This is a genomic window from Stenotrophomonas sp. TWI1151, assembly GCF_039673135.1.
GTDB lineage: Bacteria > Pseudomonadota > Gammaproteobacteria > Xanthomonadales > Xanthomonadaceae > Stenotrophomonas.
Window position 1 is genome coordinate 17,884 of the sequence record NZ_JBDJLA010000002.1, and the last position, 19,672, is coordinate 37,555.

At 69.5% G+C, this 19,672-nt stretch carries 15 protein-coding genes; 8 read left to right on the forward strand and 7 right to left on the reverse strand.

Annotation, left to right across the window (positions count from 1 at the left end; genetic code table 11):
• The first annotated feature begins 2 nt into the window (after positions 1 to 2).
• Both ABE422_RS04265 and ABE422_RS04270 read left to right on the forward strand, forming a co-directional pair.
• A complete protein-coding gene (locus ABE422_RS04265) occupies positions 3 to 2,060 on the forward strand; it encodes an FUSC family protein (RefSeq protein ID WP_313211294.1) in 2,058 nt (685 codons plus the stop codon).
• A gap of 85 nt (positions 2,061 to 2,145) precedes the next feature.
• A complete protein-coding gene (locus ABE422_RS04270; RefSeq protein ID WP_088435243.1) occupies positions 2,146 to 2,541 on the forward strand; it encodes a hypothetical protein in 396 nt (131 codons plus the stop codon).
• A 14-nt stretch (positions 2,542 to 2,555) separates the two neighbouring features.
• Here the strand turns inward: ABE422_RS04270 and recD are convergent, their stop codons facing one another.
• The 3 genes from recD to recC are packed head-to-tail and all read right to left on the reverse strand — an operon-like array spanning position 2,556 to position 11,433.
• Positions 2,556 to 4,451 (reverse strand): exodeoxyribonuclease V subunit alpha, encoded by a 1,896-nt coding sequence (gene recD, locus ABE422_RS04275; RefSeq protein ID WP_346482550.1) that lies wholly within the window; start codon positions 4,449 to 4,451, stop codon positions 2,556 to 2,558.
• Positions 4,448 to 8,089 carry an exodeoxyribonuclease V subunit beta gene (recB, locus tag ABE422_RS04280; RefSeq protein ID WP_346482551.1) on the reverse strand — a complete coding sequence of 1,214 codons (3,642 nt, stop codon included), beginning with the start codon at positions 8,087 to 8,089 and terminating at the stop codon, positions 4,448 to 4,450. The genes recD and recB overlap by 4 nt, the downstream gene beginning before the upstream one ends.
• Positions 8,086 to 11,433, reverse strand: a complete 3,348-nt coding sequence (recC, locus tag ABE422_RS04285) for an exodeoxyribonuclease V subunit gamma (protein WP_346482552.1) — start codon at positions 11,431 to 11,433, stop codon at positions 8,086 to 8,088. Before recC ends, recB begins: the two co-directional genes overlap by 4 nt.
• A gap of 224 nt (positions 11,434 to 11,657) precedes the next feature.
• On the opposite strand from recC, the gene ABE422_RS04290 reads away from it, so the two are divergent.
• The 6 genes from ABE422_RS04290 to ABE422_RS04315 all read left to right on the forward strand — a co-directional run bounded on the left by ABE422_RS04290 (position 11,658) and on the right by ABE422_RS04315 (position 15,777).
• Positions 11,658 to 12,446, forward strand: coding sequence for an ATP-binding cassette domain-containing protein (locus ABE422_RS04290; protein WP_019183992.1), 789 nt, complete (start codon positions 11,658 to 11,660; stop codon positions 12,444 to 12,446).
• Positions 12,446 to 13,195, forward strand: a complete 750-nt coding sequence (locus ABE422_RS04295; protein WP_019183993.1) for an MlaE family lipid ABC transporter permease subunit — start codon at positions 12,446 to 12,448, stop codon at positions 13,193 to 13,195. Before ABE422_RS04290 ends, ABE422_RS04295 begins: the two co-directional genes overlap by 1 nt.
• 94 nt (positions 13,196 to 13,289) lie before the next feature.
• Positions 13,290 to 13,817 (forward strand): outer membrane lipid asymmetry maintenance protein MlaD, encoded by a 528-nt coding sequence (gene mlaD, locus ABE422_RS04300; protein ID WP_019183994.1) that lies wholly within the window; start codon positions 13,290 to 13,292, stop codon positions 13,815 to 13,817.
• Positions 13,814 to 14,476, forward strand: coding sequence for an ABC transporter substrate-binding protein (locus ABE422_RS04305; RefSeq protein ID WP_019183995.1), 663 nt, complete (start codon positions 13,814 to 13,816; stop codon positions 14,474 to 14,476). Before mlaD ends, ABE422_RS04305 begins: the two co-directional genes overlap by 4 nt.
• Entirely contained in the window at positions 14,466 to 14,777 is a 312-nt protein-coding gene (locus tag ABE422_RS04310) for an STAS domain-containing protein (protein ID WP_313211289.1), read from the forward strand. The genes ABE422_RS04305 and ABE422_RS04310 overlap by 11 nt, the downstream gene beginning before the upstream one ends.
• Before the next feature lies 1 nt (position 14,778).
• Complete coding sequence (locus ABE422_RS04315; RefSeq protein WP_313211288.1) at positions 14,779 to 15,777, forward strand: VacJ family lipoprotein; 999 nt, start codon at positions 14,779 to 14,781, stop codon at positions 15,775 to 15,777.
• Positions 15,778 to 15,897: 120 nt separating this feature from the next.
• Here ABE422_RS04315 and ABE422_RS04320 read toward each other — a convergent pair whose 3' ends face one another.
• From ABE422_RS04320 to ABE422_RS04335, 4 genes are all read right to left on the reverse strand, one after another.
• Positions 15,898 to 16,458, reverse strand: a complete 561-nt coding sequence (locus tag ABE422_RS04320; protein WP_088435249.1) for a glutathione peroxidase — start codon at positions 16,456 to 16,458, stop codon at positions 15,898 to 15,900.
• A 56-nt stretch (positions 16,459 to 16,514) separates the two neighbouring features.
• Positions 16,515 to 16,871, reverse strand: coding sequence for a hypothetical protein (locus ABE422_RS04325; protein ID WP_346482553.1), 357 nt, complete (start codon positions 16,869 to 16,871; stop codon positions 16,515 to 16,517).
• 85 nt (positions 16,872 to 16,956) lie between these two features.
• Entirely contained in the window at positions 16,957 to 18,540 is a 1,584-nt protein-coding gene (gene rmuC, locus ABE422_RS04330) for a DNA recombination protein RmuC (RefSeq protein WP_313211286.1), read from the reverse strand.
• Positions 18,541 to 18,577: 37 nt separating this feature from the next.
• A complete protein-coding gene (locus ABE422_RS04335) occupies positions 18,578 to 19,585 on the reverse strand; it encodes a zinc-binding alcohol dehydrogenase family protein (protein WP_346482554.1) in 1,008 nt (335 codons plus the stop codon).
• Positions 19,586 to 19,672 lie beyond the last annotated feature (87 nt).

The window sequence follows — 19,672 nt, forward strand, 5'->3', positions numbered from 1 at the left end:
CCATGCTGCTGCTGGACAGACAGGCCTGGTTGTTCTCGGTCAAGACCTTCCTGGCGGCGATCGCGGCGCTGTACATCGGCCTGGCCGGCAATCTTTCGCGGCCGTACTGGGCGATGGCCACGGTCTACATCGTGACCCAGCCGATGCTGGGCCCGACCCGCGCCAAGGGCGCCTATCGCATCCTCGGCACGCTGATCGCCGGTGCGGCGACGCTGTGGATGCTGCCGCACCTGGTGGAAACCCCCTTGCTGCTCAGCGCGGCGATGTCGCTGTGGCTGTCCGGGTGTCTGTTCATCGCCCTGCTCAACCGCGGCCCGCGCGGCTACGCGTTCCTGCTGGCCGGGTACACCACCGCCTTCATCGGCTTCCCGGCGGTGACCTCGCCGGACACCATCTTCGACACCGTGGTGGCGCGCAGCGAGGAGATCATCCTCGGCACGGTGGTGGCGGTGCTGTTCGCCTCGCTGTTCTTCCCGGCCTCGGTGCGGCCGATGCTGCGCTCGCGGATCGGCAGCTGGATGGGCGATGCGGCCGACTGGTGCCGGCAGATCCTGACGCGCGGCCATGCGCATGGCCCGCGCAACCGGTTGGCCGCCGATCTGGTCCAGTTCGAGGCGCTGATCGAATTCATGCGTCGCGATGATCCGCGCCATGCCGGCGCGGCGGTCTCGATGGAGCGACTGCGCGAGCGCATGCTGCTGATGCTGCCGGTGCTCTCTTCGATCGCCGACCGGCTCGGGGCGTTGCGTGCGGGTGGCCGTGCGCTGCCGCCCGGGCTGGAGACGCTGATCGCCGATCTGGCCCAGTGGCTGGAACAGCCCGGCCGCTCCAGCGCCAGTGCGTACGCCACACTGCGCGCACGCATCGTCGCGCTCAAGCCGGCGGTGGATGGTGAGCTGGACCACCTGCTGCTGGTGACCCTGCTGCTGCGGCTGGAAGAGCTGGTCGACCTCTGGCAGGACTGCACCACCCTGCATGCCGCCATCGATGCCGGCACCGCGCCGAGCGATACCGCGCATTACCGCGTGCGCACCCAGCGCGTGGATCACGTGCGCCATGTGGACTACGGCATGGCGCTGTTCTCCGCCGCCAGTGCCGGCGTCGCCCTGATGACGTACTGCGTGCTGTGGATCGGGCTCGGCTGGGAGGGCGGCGGCAACGGCGCGATGATGGCCGCGGTGGCCGCCGCGTTCTTCGCCGCGCAGGATGATCCGGCGCCGAGCATGCTGTCCTTCCTGCTCTGGGCCATCGTGGCCAGCCTGGTGGCCGGCGTGTACCTGTTCGGGATCTTCCCGGCCGTACACGACTTCGGCAGCCTGGTGCTGGTGCTGGCGGTGATCTTCCTGCCGCTGGGCCTGCTGCTGCATCGGCCCAAGACCGCATTGATCGGCCTGCCGCTCACGGTGAACCTGGTCGCGCTGTTGAACGTGCAGAACACCTACAGCGCCAACATCCAGAGCTTCATCAACTCGGCCGTGGCGATGTTCATCGGCATTGGCTTTGCGGTGGTGATGACGCGGCTGTTCCGCTCGGTGGGTGCCGAGTGGACCGCACGCCGGCTGGTACGCCAAGGCTGGAACACGCTGGCCGATGCGGCCGAGGGCCGTGGCCAGCAGGACCGCCAGCAGTTCGCCGCGCGCATGCTCGATCTGCTCGGCCTGCTGGCGCCGCGCCTGGCGGCGACGCCGGAAGGCAGCGACATCGCCTCGGTGGACATGCTCACCGAAGCGCGGATCGGCCTGAACATCCTGCAGCTGCGCCGCTCACGGCATGGCCTGCCGCCGGCCAGCGTGGCCGCGATCGACGCGATCCTGGACGACATCGCCCGCCATTACCGCGCCCAGGCCGCGCAGCGCCGGCCAGTGCCTGCCCCGGCCGGGCTGCAGACCCGGCTGGAGGCCTCGCTCAAGCGCGTGCAGACCGTGGCGGCCGGCAAGGCCCGCGATGAGGCGCTGATGGGCCTGATCGGGCTGCGCTATGCCCTGTTCCCCGAGGCGCCGGTGGTCGATACCCCTGCCCAGCCCCCCGCAGCGGCCCCTGGCCTGCCCGCGCCGCGCTGAACCGGCCTGGCCGCAGACCGGCCGGCCCACACCGATCAGGGCTATCCTGACGCATGCATTTGCGCATGGATCAAGGTGATTTCCGATGAGTTACGACCTGATGGTGTTCGACCCCGCCGTCGCCCCGCGCGAGGCCGAGGCCTTCCTGCAGTGGTATGACGCGCAGACCGAATGGAACGAGACGCACGACTACGACGACCCGAAGGTGTCGGTGCCGGCGCTGCAGGCATTCTTCGCCGCATTGGCCGAGCATTACCCGCCGATGGACGGCCCGCTGTCCGATGAGGAAGACGACCGCCCGGAAGTGACCGACTACAGCATCGGCCAGCACGTGGTCTACGCCTCGTTCGATGACGAGGTGGCCGAGAACGCGCACGGCCTGGTGCAGGTGCTGGCCAACACCCACCAGCTGGGCTTCTTCGATGTCAGCGGTGACGGCGCCATCGTGTTCCCCGATGGCACCGTGGTGATTCCGGAGTAAGACCGGCGACGGGGCTAGAACAACTGCCCCTGGGCCGGCGCCGTCACCACGGCGTCGGCCACTGCGTCCCCCTGGCCGCCCTGCAGGCGCGCCGCCAGGCCCGACAAACGGCTGGCATGCCGCGCCAACGCGGCCTCCAACACGTCCGCACTGCCGAGCACGTGCAGCGACTGCCGCGCGCGGGTCATACCCGTGTAGATCAGCTCACGCGAGAGCACGCGGTTGTCGCGCCGTGGCAACTGCAGCCAGACCTCATCGAACTCCGAGCCCTGTGCCTTGTGCACAGTCATGGCGAACGCACTCTCATGTGCGGGCAACGCACCCGGATGGAAGCCGCGCGGCTGGTCCGGCGTCTCACCGGGAAACCACGCCGTGACGCTGCCGTGCCGATCAATCAGGCAGATGCCGATGTCGCCGTTGAACAGGCGGTGCCGGTAGCTGTTTTCAGTGATCAGCAGCAGCCGACCGTGGAAATAACCCGGCGCCATGCCCGGCCGCGGCACACCGGCCAGCAGGGCTTCGATGCGCGCGTTGAGCCCGCGTGCACCCTGTGGGCCTTCGCGCACGGCGGTGAGCAGGCGGATGCGGCCGGCATTGGCCAGCGCCTGACCGGGATCGGCGGCTTCGCCGAGGGCCCGCCAATGCCCGAGCAGGTGCTCGCGATGATGCTGCAGCGGGTCGCTCTGGTCCTCGTGGAAGTGCACACCGGCCAGCGTGCCTACGCGTAGCAGCGCCAGTGCGGTGGCACTGTTGCCCTCGCGCACGGCATGCGCCAGCGGCGCCAGATCGAGCGCGTCGGTCTGCCGGTAGCCGCGCTGCAGCTGCACGCGCCGGCCCGCGAACCTGCGTGGCGGTGCCACCGGTTGCAGCGCGTCGGGCGCGAGCAGCACGCGTAATGCCTGCGCGTCGTCGGCCTGGGTGCCCAGGCCATCGCCACTGGCACGCAGGATCGCACTGAGCACATCGCCGGCTTCCACCGAGGGCAGCTGGTCCGGATCGCCGAGCAGCACCAGACGGCTGCCATCGGCGACCGCCTCGACCAGCTTGGTCATCAACGGCAGATCGATCATCGAGGCCTCGTCCACCACCACCACGTCATACGGCAGCGGGTTGTCGGCGTGATGGCGGAAGCGCGGCGAATCCGGGATTACCCCGAGCAGGCGATGCAGGGTGGTACCGGTGCTCGGCATCGCATCGCACAGGGCCGGCGCGATGCCGACCAGCCGCAGCCGCTGCACGGCCAGGCGCAGGCTCTCGGCCATGCGTTCGGCGGCGCGGCCGGTGGGCGCGGCCAGCGCGACCCGTGGCAATGCCTGGTCCGCCTGCACTGCCTGGGCGGCCAGCAGCACCAACAGGCGTGCAATGGTGGTGGTCTTTCCCGTACCGGGACCACCCGTCACCAGCACCAGCGGATGGCGCAGCGCGACGGCGGCGGCGCGGGCCTGGTGATCGATGCCCTCGCGCGCCTGCGGGAACAGCTGGCCAAACAGGGTGGCCAGGCGGCCGGGGTCGGCCTCGGCCACCGAATGGGTGGCGATGCGTTGCAGGCCCTGCGCCAGCCGACGTTCGTATTCGCGATAGCGACGCAGATAGAGCAGCCCGTTCTCCAGCACCAGCGGTGCATCGCCGGCGACCACGTCGTCTGCGCCGGGCACCTCCACCCACGGCGAGGCGCGCAGCTGCGCCAGCCAACCCCCGGGCGCGGGCCACTCGATCTCGGCGTCGATCAGCCGCTGCGGCTGGCCCGGATCCAGGCCGGCATGGCCTTCCGAGACCGCCAGCGACGCCAGTGCAGCACCGAGCAGCACCGCCTCGGGCGTGTCCGGGCGCAACCGGCGCAGGCTCTGCGCCAGTGCATGATCGAGTGTGCGCAGCGCGTTGCCGCGGTACAGCGTGGTGAGCAGGCTCATGCGTCCCCCCGTGCGCGCGCGGCCATGCGGGCCTGGGCGTGTTCGCCACCCGCGAACAGCGCATCCAGCGCGTCCACCAGAGCAGGATCGAAGCGATGCGCGTACAGGCCGGGGCTGTCGTCGCGGCCTGCATCCAGCCCGCGGCAGAACAGATAGCGGATGCCGCCCATGTCGCGCGTGTAGTCGTACTGCGCACCCAGCCGGAAGCGCAGCCAGCGATGCAATGCCACGGTGTAGATCAGCGCCTGCAGGTCGTACTCGCTGTGCTGCATGGCGCTGGCCAGCCGGGCTGCGTCGTAGCCGGACAGGCGATTGGATTTGTAATCAAGCACGTACCAGCGGTCCGCACGCACGTAGGTGAGGTCGATCTTGCCGGTCATCAGGCCTTCCAGCCGCCGCCGTGTGCCGAAGCCATGGCGGTCACGCACCAGTCCGTGCGCGTGCAGCAGGGTCAGCAGGGCGGGCACGGCGGTCGGCTGCATCGCGAAGTGGAACTCGATCTCGGCGCGGCGCGCATCGGCCGGCAGGTCGTGCAGTGCGCCGCCTTCCGGCAAGGGCACGGTCAGGGTCTGGCCGACCAGCGCGGTCAACATGGCCACGCCATCGTCCAGGTCTTGCTCGGCATAGCCTTCCACGCGCAGCGAAGCACGCAGGACCTCGGCCTCCTCGCCGGGTGCCGGCTGCCCGGCATGCCAGCCGCCCCACACCGCGAAATCGGTGTTTTCCAGTGCATCGTGCAGCACATTGCCGAAGCGGCTGCCCATGAACCGCGGGTCGATCTCATCGCTGGCCACGGCCGGTTGCTCGGCGTCCAGGGAGAGGTCCACGCCGGCCGGTTCATCGGCCGCGGGGGCCGGCACTTCGGTCGCGGCGGCGTCGGTATCGTGGCCCGCATCGGCATGTGCCAGCTGGGTGAAGCTGTACACCCACCAGTCGTGCGGCACACGGCGGGTCAGCGCGCGCACCGGCGGCAGTTCGCCCTCGCGTTCGAAGGCGAGCTGTGCCGGCCGCGTCTCCACCGGGCCTTCGATCACGGCGATGTCCGGGTGGTCACGCAGGGCGGCGATGTTCGACAGCATCGGTGCCAGGCGGGTCTTCGCCAGGCCGGCGAGATCGCCGGCGGCGATCCACAGCGCGTGCTCGGCGCGGGTCAACCCGACGTAGAGCAGGCGCGCGTCTTCGGCCTCCTGTTCCTGCGCGCTGCGCGTGCTGGCCACGCTCCAGCTGTCGTCCTTGTCCAGCTTCCAGTGCAGCTCGCGGCGGCCGTTGGCGTATACCGTGCAGTTGGCCTCGGTGTTCGGCGCGCCACCACCGATGCCCACGAACGGCAGGAACACCAGCGGATACTCCAGGCCCTTGCTCTTGTGCAGGGTGATGATCTGCACGCGGCGCGCATCCGATTCCAGGCGCAGCAGCTGCTGTTCGTCGTTCTGGTCTGCATGCGCCATCTGCACCTGCAGCCAGTCGAGCAGGCCGTGCATGCCCAGCGTCTGCCCGGCCGCCTGCTGCAGCAGTTCGCCCAGCTGCAGGTAGTTGGTCAGGCGGCGCTCGCCATCCAGCAGACCGAGCAGGCGCTCGGCATGTTCGGCGCAGAGATCGGTGATCACCGCGAACGGACCGCCGCGCTGCCAGCGCTCGCGCCATTCCAGCAGCCGCACCTGGAACGAGCGCTGCGCATCGCCTTCGCGTTCCAGCGCGTCGATCGCCTCGGCATCTTCGCCGAGCAGCACGGTCGACAGCGCGGCGCGCAGGCGCCCTTCATCGGCCGGCTGCAGCAGGGCCAGCAACAGCAGGCGCAGGTCGTATGCCTCGGGCGTGGCGTACAGGCTCTGCTTGCCCGCGGCGACGGCGGGAATGCCCACCGCACCGAGCGCCTGCTGGATGCGCGTGGCCTCCTTGTGCGAGCGCACCAGGACCGCGATGTCGCCGGGTTGCACCGGCACGTCGCGCAGCAGCGCGCGCCCTTGCCGGGCCTCGCCGAGGATCTGGTGGATCGCGGCGACACAGGCGTCGCTGGCCTGCAGGCGCGAGGGATCGGCCTTGAGATCGCCCGCCTCGGTGTTGTGCAGCACGCGTAGGGTCAGGCCGGGGGCGGGAATCCCGTCGCGCAGGAAATCCGCATCCACGCGGGTGCTGCCGGGGTGCACCGGCTCGAAGGCGATGTCGGCTTCGAGGAAGGCACGTTCGCCGGCATTGGCGTACAGCGCTTCGATCGCGTGCAGCACCGCCGGACGCGAGCGGAAGTTGCGGTCCAGCGCAGGCGCTGCATCGGCCTGGCGCTTGGCCTTGAGGTAGGTGTGGATATCGCCGCCGCGGAAACCGTAGATCGCCTGCTTCGGATCGCCGATCAGGAACAGCGCCGGTGCCAGGCCGGCCTCGCGGGTCTCCTGCGAATCGCCGAACACGCGTTGGAAGATGCCCCATTGGCGGTCGTCGGTATCCTGGAACTCGTCCACCAGCGCGATCGCGTATTGCGCGCGCAGCTGCTGCACCAGGGTGGCGCGATGCGGGCCGTCGAGTGCATCGGCGACACCGTCGATCAGGTCATCGTAGGTCTGCACGCGGCCGATCCGCTTCAGCTCGGCCAGGCGCGCACGCGCTTCGTCGCGCAGGTCATGCAGGAAGGCGGTGGCCTGCTGGCGCAGCCACTGCTCGCGCGCATCGGCGGCATGCCACCAGGCCTGCAACGCATCGAACAGCGGCGACGCCGGGCACTGGCCTTCCATGCCGTCCTTGCAGAAGGCCAGCAGCTGCACCGGCAACAGCTTGCCCAGGTGACTCTTGTCGCCGCGCGGCCAGTGCTGCGCGCTGCGGCCGGCAAACAGCTCGCCGAAGGCCTTGTCGAAACTCGGCCGTTTGGCACGACGGCCGTCGAAGACCTTGCGATCGAAGGCGACGGCGATCTGTGCCTGCGCGTGCTCGGCGTGGGTTTCGATCGCCTCGGCCAGCGCGGCCGCGGCGAGCCGCAGCTGCGGCGCGGGGTCGTCGACGCTGTGGGTGGGTCGCGCCGGCAACAGCGGCAACGGCTTGATCAGCGTGGCGAGATCGCCGGCCAGCGCCTCGGGCGAGGACCACAGCCAGGTCAGCGCATCGACCGTGGCCGGGTCGTTGGCATGCACCCGCCACAGGTCGGCGGCGAGTTCCTCGTGCAGCGCGCGTTCGCTCGGCAGCAGGGTCGGCGGATCGAAGGTATGTCCGCTCTCCAGGGCATGCTCACGCAGCACGCGGGTGCAGAAGCCATGGATGGTGAAGATCGAGGCGAGGTCGATTTCGTCGGCCGCGGTCTGCAGCCGACGCGCCAGCGCGGCCGGCGTTTCTTCACCGAGGGCGAGCTGGCGGTGCAGGATCACCCGGGTCAGGACGACCTCCGGGCTGTCCTGTTCGCTCGGCGCGCGCTCGACCAGCTGTGCGGCCAATGCAAGGCGCTCGCGGATGCGCTTGCGCAGTTCCTGCGTCGCGGCATCGGTGAAGGTGACCGCCAGGATCTGGCCGATGCGCCAGCCCCTCTCCACCACCAGCCGGGTGAACAGCGTGGCCAGGGTGAAGGTCTTGCCGGTACCGGCGCTGGCCTCGATCAGGCGCACGCCCTCCAGCGGCAGCGCCAGATAGGGATCGGTGAGCAGGTCGTGGTCGATCATCGCAGGGCTCCTTTCTCGTCAAAGCCCGGGAACACCCGGCCCTCGCGCACCGCGGTGAACACCACGAAGCTGTTGTGCAGCAATTGTCGGTAGCTGTCCGCGCTGGCGAACGGATCATGGCCACGCAGCGCGAGCGGGTAGCCGGCGCCGGTGGATTCGCCCCAGGTGCGGTCGCTGCCATGCCACTTGGCGCGGCCCTCGGCTTCGCGCTTGGCCTCGGCGGCGGTGTACAGCACCCAGCCGGTGGACGGGCCGTACAACAGCGGCGCGCGCAGCCCTTCGCTGCGCAGCTGCAGCAGGCGTCGCAGCACCTCGTGCGCGCGTTCGACCTCCAGCGGCGGCAGCGTGTGCGGGCCGAGCCCGTCATCGCCCGCGTCGTGGAACTGGACCAGTGGCTGTGGGTCACCGGCGGCGTTGGCGAGCAGCCAGTCCAGGCCCTGGCGGATCGCGGCGCGGCCATTGAGCGGGCCCGGGCGCAGGCGCACCAGGCCATGCGGGTGCAGGCCCTCGACCCGGCCATGCAGGCGCACCCCGTCGATATCCACGTCGTAGCGGCGGCTGCCGGCAGCGGTACCGGCCTGCCACTGCGCCAGCGCCTGTGCGTAGGGTTCGGTCTGCGCCTGCAGCAGCGCGAACTGACGCTCGCCCAGTGCACCGGAGGGCAGCAGCGCACGCGCGCGCAGCCGGGGGTAGAGCGGCGCGGCCTCCTCGTCGAGGGTGGCCTCGATCACCGCCTGCTGCAGCAGTACGGTATCGCCACCGCGCGCCGCCATCACCAGCGGCTCCACATCCTCGGCGTTGTCCACGTCGTCGGGCAGGCGCAGGCCGAGCCGTTGCGAGAGGAACTGGCTGGCCGGATCGGTGAGGAAGCGACGCAGCGCATCCACGCTAAGTTCGGCCTCGCCCGCAACGCTGTCCATCGGCGGCAGGGGCCGTGCGAACCAGGGTGCCAGCGCGCGCCGTGCGCCGCCAAGCGAGCCGGCGGCCGGGTGCCATTGCTGGCGGTAGCTGAAACGTCGCGGTTCCTCACCGCCACCGAATGCCGCCGGGGCGAACGGCTGCAGCGAGTGCCGCACCGTCATCCGCTTGGCCGCCGCGGGCGGATCCAGGTGGTACTCGGCAGCGGCATCGATCAGCTCGCTGACCAGCACCGAGGGTTCGCGCACGCTGCCATCGCGCGGATCGGCGCCCAGGTAGCTCAGGTAGAACACGTCCTGCGCCGAGGCGAACAGCTGCAGGAACAGGAAGCGGTCGTCCTCGCGCAGCGAACGGTCGCCATGCCGGCGCTTGTCGGTGCCCAGTTCGGCGGTGAGCTGGTTGAGCCCGGCAGCCGGGTCGCGGCGCGGGAAATCGCCATCGTTCAGGCCCAGCACGCAGATCACCCGGAACGGCAGCAGGCGCATCGGCACCATCCGCCCGAAGCTGACGCCGCCGGTCAGCAGCGGCGCACGTGTATCGGCCTGGGCAAGCACGCCGGCGAAATGCGCGCGCAGCACCTCCGGCGGCACGTCGCCCTCGAAGCCGGCGATGTCGGCGTCACGGGCGAACTCGTTGATCAGTTTGCGCAGCCGCTCCAGCGCGCGCTGGCTGTTGGCGGCCTGCGGCGGCGCCGGCAGCAGCGCATCGAGCAGCCCCAGCAGACGCTGCCGCCACTGGCCAGGCGACATCGCCTCTCCCAACGCCTTCTGGTAGCGCGCCAGCACCCGCAGCAGGCCGAGCAGGCGGTCCAGCGCATCCAGCGCGCTGCCTTCCAGCTCCGGCCACGGCGCGACCCCGGCGATGTCGCCGTCGCTGCCGCTGGCATGGCCGAGCAGCAGGCGATCGAGTGCGAACTGCCAGGTGAAGGCATCATCGACCGGGGCCTGGTGCTGGCCGCGATGGGTCGCATCCAGCCCCCAGCGTGCGCCGGCGGCCTGCAGCCAATCGTGCAGGCGGTCGAACGCCGCCGCATCCAGACCGGCCGCTTCGGCCAGCGGCGCGCTGGCGAGCAGATCCAGCACTTCGTTCAAGCCGAAGCGCGAGACCGGCAACCCGAGCAGGTGCACGAACACATCGGCCAGGGGTTCACCCGCCAGCGGGCTGGTGTCGGCCAGCGCATAGGGAATGTGGTCATCGCCGCCGCCGCGCCCGCCGAACACCGCTTCCAGGTAGGGCACGTAGGGATCGATGTCCGGCGCCAGCACCGCGATGTCGCGCGCCTGCAGCGGCGGATCGAAGCGCGGGTCCTGGAGCAGGCCGCGCAGCTGGTCGTGCAGCACCTGCAGCTCGCGCAGGCGGGTATGGCAGGCATGCACCTGCAGGCTCGGGTCGTCGTAGCGCAGTGCCTCGCGCAGAGGGCCGGCGGGCTGCCCGCGGCGGTGGAACAGGTCGCGCTGCAGGCGATGCAGCAGGCTGTCGGACAGGCCACCGGCGACCATGTCCGGGCGCGCGTCCTCTTCGGGATCGTCGTAGGCGGCGATCTCACCGGAGGGGTGCACCACCTCGTAGCTGCCCAGCACCGCCATGAAGTCGCGGCCCGCCGCGCCCCAGGCCTGCAGCAGGCGGTTCTCGCCGGCCGCCTCGCCGAACGGATCGGGCGCGCCACTGCGCAGCTTCTCGCCCAGCGTCTGCAGATCGCCCCAGTAGGCCTGGGTCGGCGTGGGCAGATAGAAGTGCATCGTGCCGACCCGCGCCTGGGTGGCCATCACCCGCAGCACGTCCGGGGAGATGTTGAGCGTGGCGAAGGCGAACACCCGCGCCGGCAGGCCCTGCGGCAGCGGCTGGCCGGCGCCCTCGAAACGGGCGAGATACGCATCGATGCGGCGCGCACGGTACTGCTTGCCGCTGGCGATATGCCGCCACAGGATCGCCTGCGGGTCGTTCGGTGCCGCGCCGGCCTCCCACCGCAGCAGCCAATCGCGACGCCAGGCCTGGTACTTCTCGAACACCGCCGCCAGCTCGGCGGCCAGCGCCCACGGCTTGAGCGGATCGGCCGCGGACAGGTAGGCCTGCAGGGCCGCCATCGGCGGCTGCGCCATCAGCACCGGGTCGCGCAGCGCGGCATACAGCCCCCAGCGCAGGCCCTCGGCATTGAGATCGTCATGTTCGCCGGGCACGTTGGCGTTGAGGGCGCGGGCGACCAGCTCGCCGGGGGTGAGGAACTCTAGATTGGCGGCAATGCCATACTGGGCCGCCAGGGTCGATTGCAGCCAGCGGCGCATCGCGACCTGCGGGATCAGGACCACCTCCGGCACCAGGATCGATTGGCCCGGCACGGGCGTGCGCAGCGTCGTGGCCAGCAGGGCGGCCAGCACATCGAGCGAGTTGGAGTGGTACAGGCGGAAGTCTGAAGCGGCGTCGGTCATCGCAGGAGTGTGCCGCAGCCCGCGCACGAACGCAGCGCTGACGGGTGTCAGGACACGGAAGAGGCCATGGCCGATACCGGCCCGACACGCTGTGTTGCAGCCCACGGCGTGGCCGTCGGGGCGCTGCCCTCACCTGCCCGTGCAACAATACTGCACGGTGCAGTTCGGTTATGTTCAGCCGTTCACCACGATCTTACAACGTTGGAATTTTGTTAATGGCGCCCATGACGGTTTCCGAAGAGAGTCTGGTGCAGTTGTCCAACGTCCGCATCGACCGCGGCGGACGTACGATCCTGCGCGACGTTTCGCTGACCGTTCCGCGCGGCAGCATCACCGCCGTGCTCGGCCCGTCGGGCAGTGGCAAGTCCACCCTGCTGGCCGCGCTGACCGGTGAGCTGCGGCCGGTTGCCGGCGAGGTCACCCTGTTCGGCCAGCCCATCCCGACCGGCGCACGCGCGCTGTTGGAGATGCGCAAGAGCGTGGGCGTGCTGCTGCAGGGCAACGGCCTGCTGACCGATCTGACCGTGGCCGAGAACGTGGCCCTGCCGCTGCGCACCCATACCCGCCTGCCCAAACCCGTGTTGCGCCGCCTGGTGCAGATGAAGCTGCACGCGGTCGGCCTGCTGGCCGCTGCCGATGCCTGGCCGCGCGAGCTGTCCGGCGGCATGGCGCGCCGTGTGGCCCTGGCCCGCGCGCTGGCACTGGACCCGCCGCTGATGATCTACGACGAGCCGCTGACCGGGCTGGACCCGATCGCCTCGGGCGTGATCATGAGCCTGATCCAGCGCCTCAACCACAGCCTGGGGCTGACCAGCATCATCGTCAGCCACCACGTGCACGAGACCCTGCCGATCTGCGACCAGGTGATCGCGATCGCCAACGGCGGCATCGTGTTCCAGGGCAGCCCGGCCGCGCTCGAATCCAGCCAGGACCCGCTGCTGCGGCAGTTCCTGCATGGTGAGCCGGACGGCCCGATCCCGTTTGATGCCGCACCGCGTGCGAGGGTTGCCTGATGCCGTTCGTTGACGCCACCCGCTCGCTCGGTCGCGCCGGCCTGTTCTCGCTGACGGTGCTGCGCGGCTCGCTGCCGACCGCCGATTTCCTGGCCGAGCTGACCCGCGAGATCTACAAGATCGGCGCACGTTCGCTGCCGATCATCGCCGTGGGCGGTGCCTTCGTGGGCCTGGTGCTGACCCTGCAGGGTTACCGCACGCTGACCACCTTCGGTGCTGCGGACGCCTTGTCCACCCTGCTTGGCCTGTCGCTGTACCGCGAACTGGCCCCGGTGCTGACCGCGCTGCTGTTCATCGGCCGCGCCGGCAGCTCGATCGCCGCCGAGCTGGGCCTGATGCGGGCCACCGATCAGATCAAGGCCCTGGAGCTGATGGCGATCGACCCGGTCGCCAAGGTCGTTGCCCCGCGCTTCTGGGCGGCGGTACTGACCGTTCCGCTGCTGACCGGCATCTTCTGTTCACTGGCGATCAGTGCCAGCTACTTCGAGGCCGTGCACGTGCTCGGCCTGGACAATGGCGTGTTCTGGTCGGCGCTGAGCAACAGCGTGGACTTCTGGGACGACTTCGGCGTGGCGATGCTGAAGTCGGCGATCTTCGGCGGCACGGCGGCCCTGGTGGCCTCCTATGTCGGTTTCCATGCCGAACCCACCATCGAAGGCACCTCGGTCGCCACCACGCGTGCGGTGGTCAACGCCTCGCTGCTGGTGCTGGTCTTCAACTTCGTGCTGTCCGCCATGATGTTCCAGTAGGTACCGACCGTTGGTCGGTACGCTTCTTCGGTACGCAAAGACTTCCCGCCCGGACACCTGTCCAGGCACCTGACAAAGAACAGTGAGATATCCCATGGCCATCCGCGGTCCCAGACTCGAATTTTCCGTCGGCGCGTTCCTGCTGCTGGCGCTGGCCTCGCTGCTGGTGCTGGCCGTGGCCTCCACCAATCAACGGTGGGGCACCGGTGGCAGCGGCTACGAACTCAAGGCGCGCTTCACCCAGATCGGCCAGCTGCGCAAGCAGGCCCCGGTCAAGATCGGCGGCGTCACCATCGGCCAGGTCTCGGGCATCGAACTGGATCCCCAGAAGTTCGACTCGATCGTGACCCTCAAGCTCGACGGCAAGTTCAAGGATCTGCCCGCCGACACCTCGGCCGGCATCTTCACCAGCGGTTTGCTCGGCGAGAGCTATATCGGACTGCAGCCGGGCGGAGATCCGGACGTGCTCAAGTCCGGCGACGAGATCGTCTTCACCCAGCCGGCGGTGGACCTGCTCCAGCTGGTCGGCAAGTACATGTTCAGCGGTCCGGCCAACACCGGTGGCGCTGACTCCCACGATGGCAACGGCGCGCCCGCGCCTGCAACGGAACCGCAACCATGAAAAAGACCCTGATCCCGGCGCTGCTGGCCTCGGCCCTGCTCGCCGCCACGCCCTCGCTCTCCTTCGCCCAGGCGGCCCCGGCGGCCGCTGCCGCCCAGCAGGGCCAGGCCAGCAAGGCCGTGATGGACGCCAGCACCCGCATCCTGACCTCGCTGCAGCAGCGCCGCACCGAGTTCCGGGCCAACCCGGCCGTGCTGCGTGACTTCATCAACAGCGAGCTCAACAAGACCTTCGACCGCGACTACGCCGCCCGCCTGGTGCTGGGCGTGCACGGCCGCGGCGCGTCCGATGCCGACGTCAAGCTGTTCGCCGATGCGATGGCCGACAACCTGATGCAGCGCTACGGTTCGGCGCTGCTCGAGATCCAGGGCAAGCCGACCTTCCGCCTGAAGAGCGAGTCGCCGCTGCCGGGCAACCGCGGCGTGCGCGTGTCCACCGAGCTGATCCGCGCCGGCAACGAGCCGACCCCGGTCGACTACCTGATGCGCAACGTCAACGGCCAGTGGAAGATCTTCGATGTGATGATCGAAGGCATCTCCTACGTGCAGACCTTCAAGACCCAGTTCGACGCCCCCCTGCGCCAGAAGTCGATCCAGCAGGTGGCCACCGAACTGCGCAACGGCAGCATGCAGGCCGGGCAGGCCCCGCGTGGCAAGTAACAACGCCAGCGTGCAGCGCAACGGCAGCTCGCTGGTGTTCAGCGGGCCGCTCGACCGCGCGGCGGTGACGGCCCTGTGGCCCTCGCTGACCGCGCTGGACGGCGTGCAGCAGGTGGATCTGGCGGCAGTGAGCCGGCTCGACAGCGCCGGTCTGGCGCTGCTGGCCGAGCTGGCCGCACGCCTGCGTGCAAACGGGACAACGCCGACGATCGTCGGCAGCCCGGACGGTTTCACCGACCTCAGTGCCGCCTACCGGCTGGCACCCACCCTGGATTTCCATGCCCTTTCTGCGGCGAGCTGACATGAACGTCATACGCACCCTCCCCCTCCTTGTGCTGGCGCTGGCCCTGAGCGCCTGTGCCGGCAAGCCGGCACGCGACAGCGCACCGGTCAGCGTCGAGGTCGCCCCGGCGGCGGCACCGGCCGCCGATGTGGCCAACACCGATGCGGTACCGGCCGAGGCCGGCGCCGACACGGCCACCGAAGCAACGCAGGCCAGCACCGATCCGGCGGCCGCACCGGTCACCGGCGGCACCGCGCCGACCAACGCCGAGGACGACTTCGCCGCGCTGTACGGCGGCCCGGCCCCGACCGCGGACGGCACCGAGCCCACCGGCGCGCCGTACGATCCGTGGGAACCGTTCAACCGCAAGGTGCACAGCTTCAACAACGTGGTCGACCGTGCGGTCGCACGCCCGCTGGCGGTGGCTTACACCAACGTGGTGCCGCGCTTCGCACGCACCGGCGTGAGCAACTTCTTCAGCAACCTGCGCGCGCCGGTGACGATCACCAACCAGCTGCTGCAGGGCCGTCCGGACGACGCCTGGGACAGCCTGGGCCGTTTCCTGATGAACTCCACGCTGGGTATCGGCGGTCTGTTCGATCCGGCCAGCAAGGCGATGGTGCCGCGTCGCAAGGAAGACTTCGGCCAGACCCTGGGCACGTGGGGCTGGCGCCGTTCGCGCTACGTGGAACTGCCGTTCTTCGGCCCGCGTACCGTGCGTGACGTGTTCGGCCTGGCCGGCGACATGCCGCTCTCGCCGATCCGTACGATCGAAGAGGACAAGATCCGCATCGGCCTGCAGGGCCTGCAGCTGGTGGACATGCGGTCGCAGCTGCTGGCGGTGGACGACATGCGCGACAACGCCGTGGACGAGTACTCGCTGGTCCGTGATGCGTGGCTGCAGCGCCGCAACTACCAGATCGAGAATGACCTGCGTGGCAAGCATGCGCGCGGCAAGGACGATCCGGACGCACCGATTCCGGTCGATGCGATGCCGATGCCGAACTGGGGTAACTGATCGGAGTACCGACCAACGGTCGGTACCTACCGAGTTGGTAGACCACGACCGTTGGTCGTGGTGCGAGCAAAGAAAAAGCCCCGCCGAAGCGGGGCTTTTTTTTGTTTCCGGGTCCGCCGATCAGGCCGCCAGCGCGGCGTCGATCGCGGCCACCAGGCGGGCATCGTCGGCCGGCACGTCCGGGGCGAAGCGGGCAATGACCTGGCCGTCGCGGCCGATCAGGAACTTCTCGAAGTTCCACAGCACGCCCGGGGCGGCGTTGACCACCAGCTCCGGATACTTGGCCACGGCGCCCTGCAGCTTCTCGCGCATCGGGCCTTCGCCGGTGGCGGCCGGCTGCGCGGCGGTCAGCTGCTGGTACAGCGGATGGGTGTCCTCACCGGCCACGCTGATCTTGGCGAACATCGGGAAGCTGACGTTGTATTCCAGCTGGCAGAACTGCTGGATGTCCGCTTCGCTGCCCGGCTCCTGGGCCAGGAAGTTGTTGGCCGGGAACCCCAGCACTTCCAGGCCGGCGGCCTGCTTGTCGGCGTACAGCGCCTGCAGGCCTTCGTACTGCGGGGTCAGGCCACACTTGGAGGCGACGTTGACGACCAGCAGCACCTTGCCGCGGTAGTCGGCCAGCGAGGTCGGCTGACCTTCGATGGTGGTCACGGGGATGTCGTAGACGGTCTGGCTCACTGCAGATTCCTTGCGTTGGATCAGGGGAGGCACAGCATAGCCGTGCCCGGGGGGCGTCAATCGACGCAGATCGTGCCCATCGCCACACCGCCATCGATGCGCTGGCGGCAGCCGAAGTTCTGGCTGACATCGCGCTGGCAGACGCCGCGCGCGGCCGTTCCCGGCGCGACATCACTGGTGGCCAGGCACTGGCCACTGCAGTCGGCCTTGGCGCTGCAGATCTTGCCGGCATCGGCGTAGGGCACCACGCACTGCACGCGCTGCAGGCGGCCCAGCGGCTGCAGGCTGCCACCGGCGGCGGTGCATTCGGCGGCGCTGGGCGTTGTCGGTGTCGCTGCGGTGGTGTCTGCAGGTGGGGCACTGCTGCACCCGGCCAGGGCGAACAGGAGAGACAGCATCAGGGGCAGGCGCATGGACGGTTCCTTGAAGGATGGGAGAAAGCAGGGAAAAGACGTGCCCCGCAGCATGCGCGATCGCGTGCATGCAGGGCGTCGGCGCTTAGTCCTGCGGCGGGCTGGCTTCGTCGCCGGCCACGTCCTCGTCCTCGCCGCTCATGTCGCCGAGCAGGTCCTGGGTCTGTTCACTGCCCAGCGTTTCCACGCTGCGCAGGCGGCGCTCGATGGTGCGCGTCTTGCGGCTGGCTTCGCCGAGGCTGCGGCCGACGGTGGTGATCTGCTTCTCGGCCTTTTCCAGGATGCCGGCGAACTTGCCGAACTCGCTCTTTACCGCACCGAGCAGGCCCCACACTTCACTGGAGCGCTGTTCGATGGCCAGCGTGCGGAAGCCCATCTGCAGGCTGTTGAGCAGCGCGGTCACGGTGGTCGGGCCGGCCACCACCACACGGTGGTCGCGCTGCAGCAGGTCGATCAGGCCGGGGCGGCGGATCACTTCGGCGTACAGGCTTTCAGTGGGCAGGAACATCACCGCGAAATCGGTGGTGTGTGGCGGGGCGATGTACTTGTCGCAGATCGATTTGGCCTGGATGCGGATCGCGCGCTCGAGCTGCGCGCCCTGCACGCGCACGCCCTCGACGTCGCCCTGCTCCTGCGCATCGAGCAGGCGCTCGTAATCCTCGCGCGGGAACTTGGAATCGATCGGCAACCACACCGGGGTGTCTTCATGGCCGCGGCCCGGCAGGCGCACGGCGATATCGACGATCTCGTTGCTGTCCGGGCGCACTTTGACGCCGCGCGCGTACTGCTCCTGGGTGAGCGTCTGCTCGAGGATGTTGTCCAGCTGCACTTCGCCCCAGCTGCCGCGGTTCTTGACGTTGGTCAGCACGCGCTTGAGGTCGCCCACGCCGGTGGCCAGCTGCTGCATCTCACCAAGCCCGCGCTGGACCTGCTCCAGCCGCTCGGAGACCAGCTGGAACGAAGCACCCAGGCGGGTTTCCAGGGTGGTCTGCAGCTTCTCGTCCACGGTCACGCGCATCTGGTCGAGCTTCTCGGCGTTGTCGCTCTGCAGGCTCTTGAGCTGCTGCTCGAGCGTGGCGCGCATCTCGCCGATACGCTGCTCGTTGCGCTGGGTCATTTCCTGCAGGCGCAGGCCCAGCGATTCACCCAGGCGCTGCTGCGACTGCCCGGTTTCCTCGCGGCCCAGGCGCGCGTCTTCGGCCAGGGCCTGGCGCAGCGCGGCCATGTGGCTGTCGGTGCGCGTGGTCAGGTCCACCAGCTGCTGGCCGAACGCTTCAATGCGCGCCTGCTGCTGTTGCCCGAATGCTTCCAGCTGCGCACGCACTTCCTGCATGCGCAGTGCCAGCAGGTCGCCGGTGCGCTGCTGGCTGAGCGTGCTTTCCTCGCGTGCCTTGCGCGCGTCTTCACCGAGCGCATCGCGCAGCAGGTCCAGGCGCTGGTCGGTGCGGGTGGAGAGATCGGTCAGCGCGCGCGCGAAACTCTCCAGCCGGGCGTCCTGCTGGCGGCCCAGGCCTTCGAGCTGCTCACGCAGTTCGCTGCGGCCGACCCGCGCTTCCTCGCGCAGGGTCTGTTCGAGGCCGCCGTTGCCGGAACGCCGCAGCAGCGCGAGCAGCTGCAGCACGAGGACGGCACACACCAGGCCGCCGAGAATGAGGAATTCGGTTTGCATGCGCCAAGTGTAGGCCGCGGCGGTCTCATTGGCTGCGTCAGAACCCTTCAAGCACGAGCTTGCCGCGCGCGCGGTGGCTCTCGATCAGGGCGTGCGCCTGACGCAGGTTGGCGGCGTTGATGCGGCCGTAGTGTTCGCCCAGCGTGGTGCGCAGCACGCCCGCGTCGATCAGCGCGGCGACGCGCTCGAGCAGCTCGTGCTGGCGCTGCACATCGGGGGTGTTGAAGCTGGAGCGGGTGAACATCGATTCCCAGTGCAGGGACAGGCTCTTGCGCTTGAGCGCCATCACATCGAGCTGGCCGGGATCGTCGATCAGCGCCAGCTGGCCCTGCGGCGCGAGCACCGCGACGATCTGGTCGTAGTGCTGGTCGGTATGGGTCAGGCTGGCCACGTGGCTGACCTCGGCGATGCCCAGGCGCTGCAGGCCTTCGCTCAGCGGCTGGGTGTGGTCGATCACGTGGTGCGCGCCCAGCGCGTAGACCCAGTCCTGGGTATCCGGGCGCGAGGCGGTGCCGATCACGGTCAGGCGGGTCAGCTGGCGGGCCAACTGGACCAGGATCGAGCCGACGCCACCGGCGGCACCGATCACCAGCAGGGTCTGCCCTTCGCCGCCGTTTTCCGCGATGCGCAGGCGATCGAACAACAGCTCCCAGGCCGTGATCGCTGTCAGCGGCAGTGCCGCGGCGGCGGCGTCATCCAGGCTGGTCGGCTTGTGGCCGACGATGCGCTCGTCCACCAGCTGGTACTCGGCGTTGCTGCCGGCGCGGCCGATCGCGCCCGCATAGAAGACCGCGTCGCCGGGCTGGAACAGGGTCACCGCGTCGCCCACCGCATCCACGATGCCGACCGCGTCGAAGCCCAGTACGCGCGGCTCGGTGACCGCCACGCCGGTGCGGACCTTGGTATCGACCGGGTTCACCGAGATCGCGCGGACCTCGACCCGCAGATCGCGCGGGCCGGGGGTGGGGATCGGCAGGGTGATGTCCACCAGCGCGGCGGGGTCGCTGATCGGCAGGCCATGCTGGGTATAGGCGACGGCTTTCATCGGGGGAGATCCAGTGGGGAAGGCGGACAGCGTGCGCTTCACGGCGGGGTGGAGAAAGGCGCAAAATCGGGCAGCACTTTCACTGCA

Coding starts and splice junctions, on each gene's coding strand:
- ABE422_RS04265 (WP_313211294.1), top strand. CDS start 3: ATGCTGCTGCTGGACAGACAGGCCTGGTTGTTCTCGGTCAAGACCTTC.
- ABE422_RS04270 (WP_088435243.1), top strand. CDS start 2,146: ATGAGTTACGACCTGATGGTGTTCGACCCCGCCGTCGCCCCGCGCGAG.
- recD (WP_346482550.1), bottom strand. CDS start 4,451: ATGAGCCTGCTCACCACGCTGTACCGCGGCAACGCGCTGCGCACACTC.
- recB (WP_346482551.1), bottom strand. CDS start 8,089: ATGATCGACCACGACCTGCTCACCGATCCCTATCTGGCGCTGCCGCTG.
- recC (WP_346482552.1), bottom strand. CDS start 11,433: ATGACCGACGCCGCTTCAGACTTCCGCCTGTACCACTCCAACTCGCTC.
- ABE422_RS04290 (WP_019183992.1), top strand. CDS start 11,658: ATGACGGTTTCCGAAGAGAGTCTGGTGCAGTTGTCCAACGTCCGCATC.
- ABE422_RS04295 (WP_019183993.1), top strand. CDS start 12,446: ATGCCGTTCGTTGACGCCACCCGCTCGCTCGGTCGCGCCGGCCTGTTC.
- mlaD (WP_019183994.1), top strand. CDS start 13,290: ATGGCCATCCGCGGTCCCAGACTCGAATTTTCCGTCGGCGCGTTCCTG.
- ABE422_RS04305 (WP_019183995.1), top strand. CDS start 13,814: ATGAAAAAGACCCTGATCCCGGCGCTGCTGGCCTCGGCCCTGCTCGCC.
- ABE422_RS04315 (WP_313211288.1), top strand. CDS start 14,779: ATGAACGTCATACGCACCCTCCCCCTCCTTGTGCTGGCGCTGGCCCTG.
- ABE422_RS04325 (WP_346482553.1), bottom strand. CDS start 16,871: ATGCGCCTGCCCCTGATGCTGTCTCTCCTGTTCGCCCTGGCCGGGTGC.
- rmuC (WP_313211286.1), bottom strand. CDS start 18,540: ATGCAAACCGAATTCCTCATTCTCGGCGGCCTGGTGTGTGCCGTCCTC.
- ABE422_RS04335 (WP_346482554.1), bottom strand. CDS start 19,585: ATGAAAGCCGTCGCCTATACCCAGCATGGCCTGCCGATCAGCGACCCC.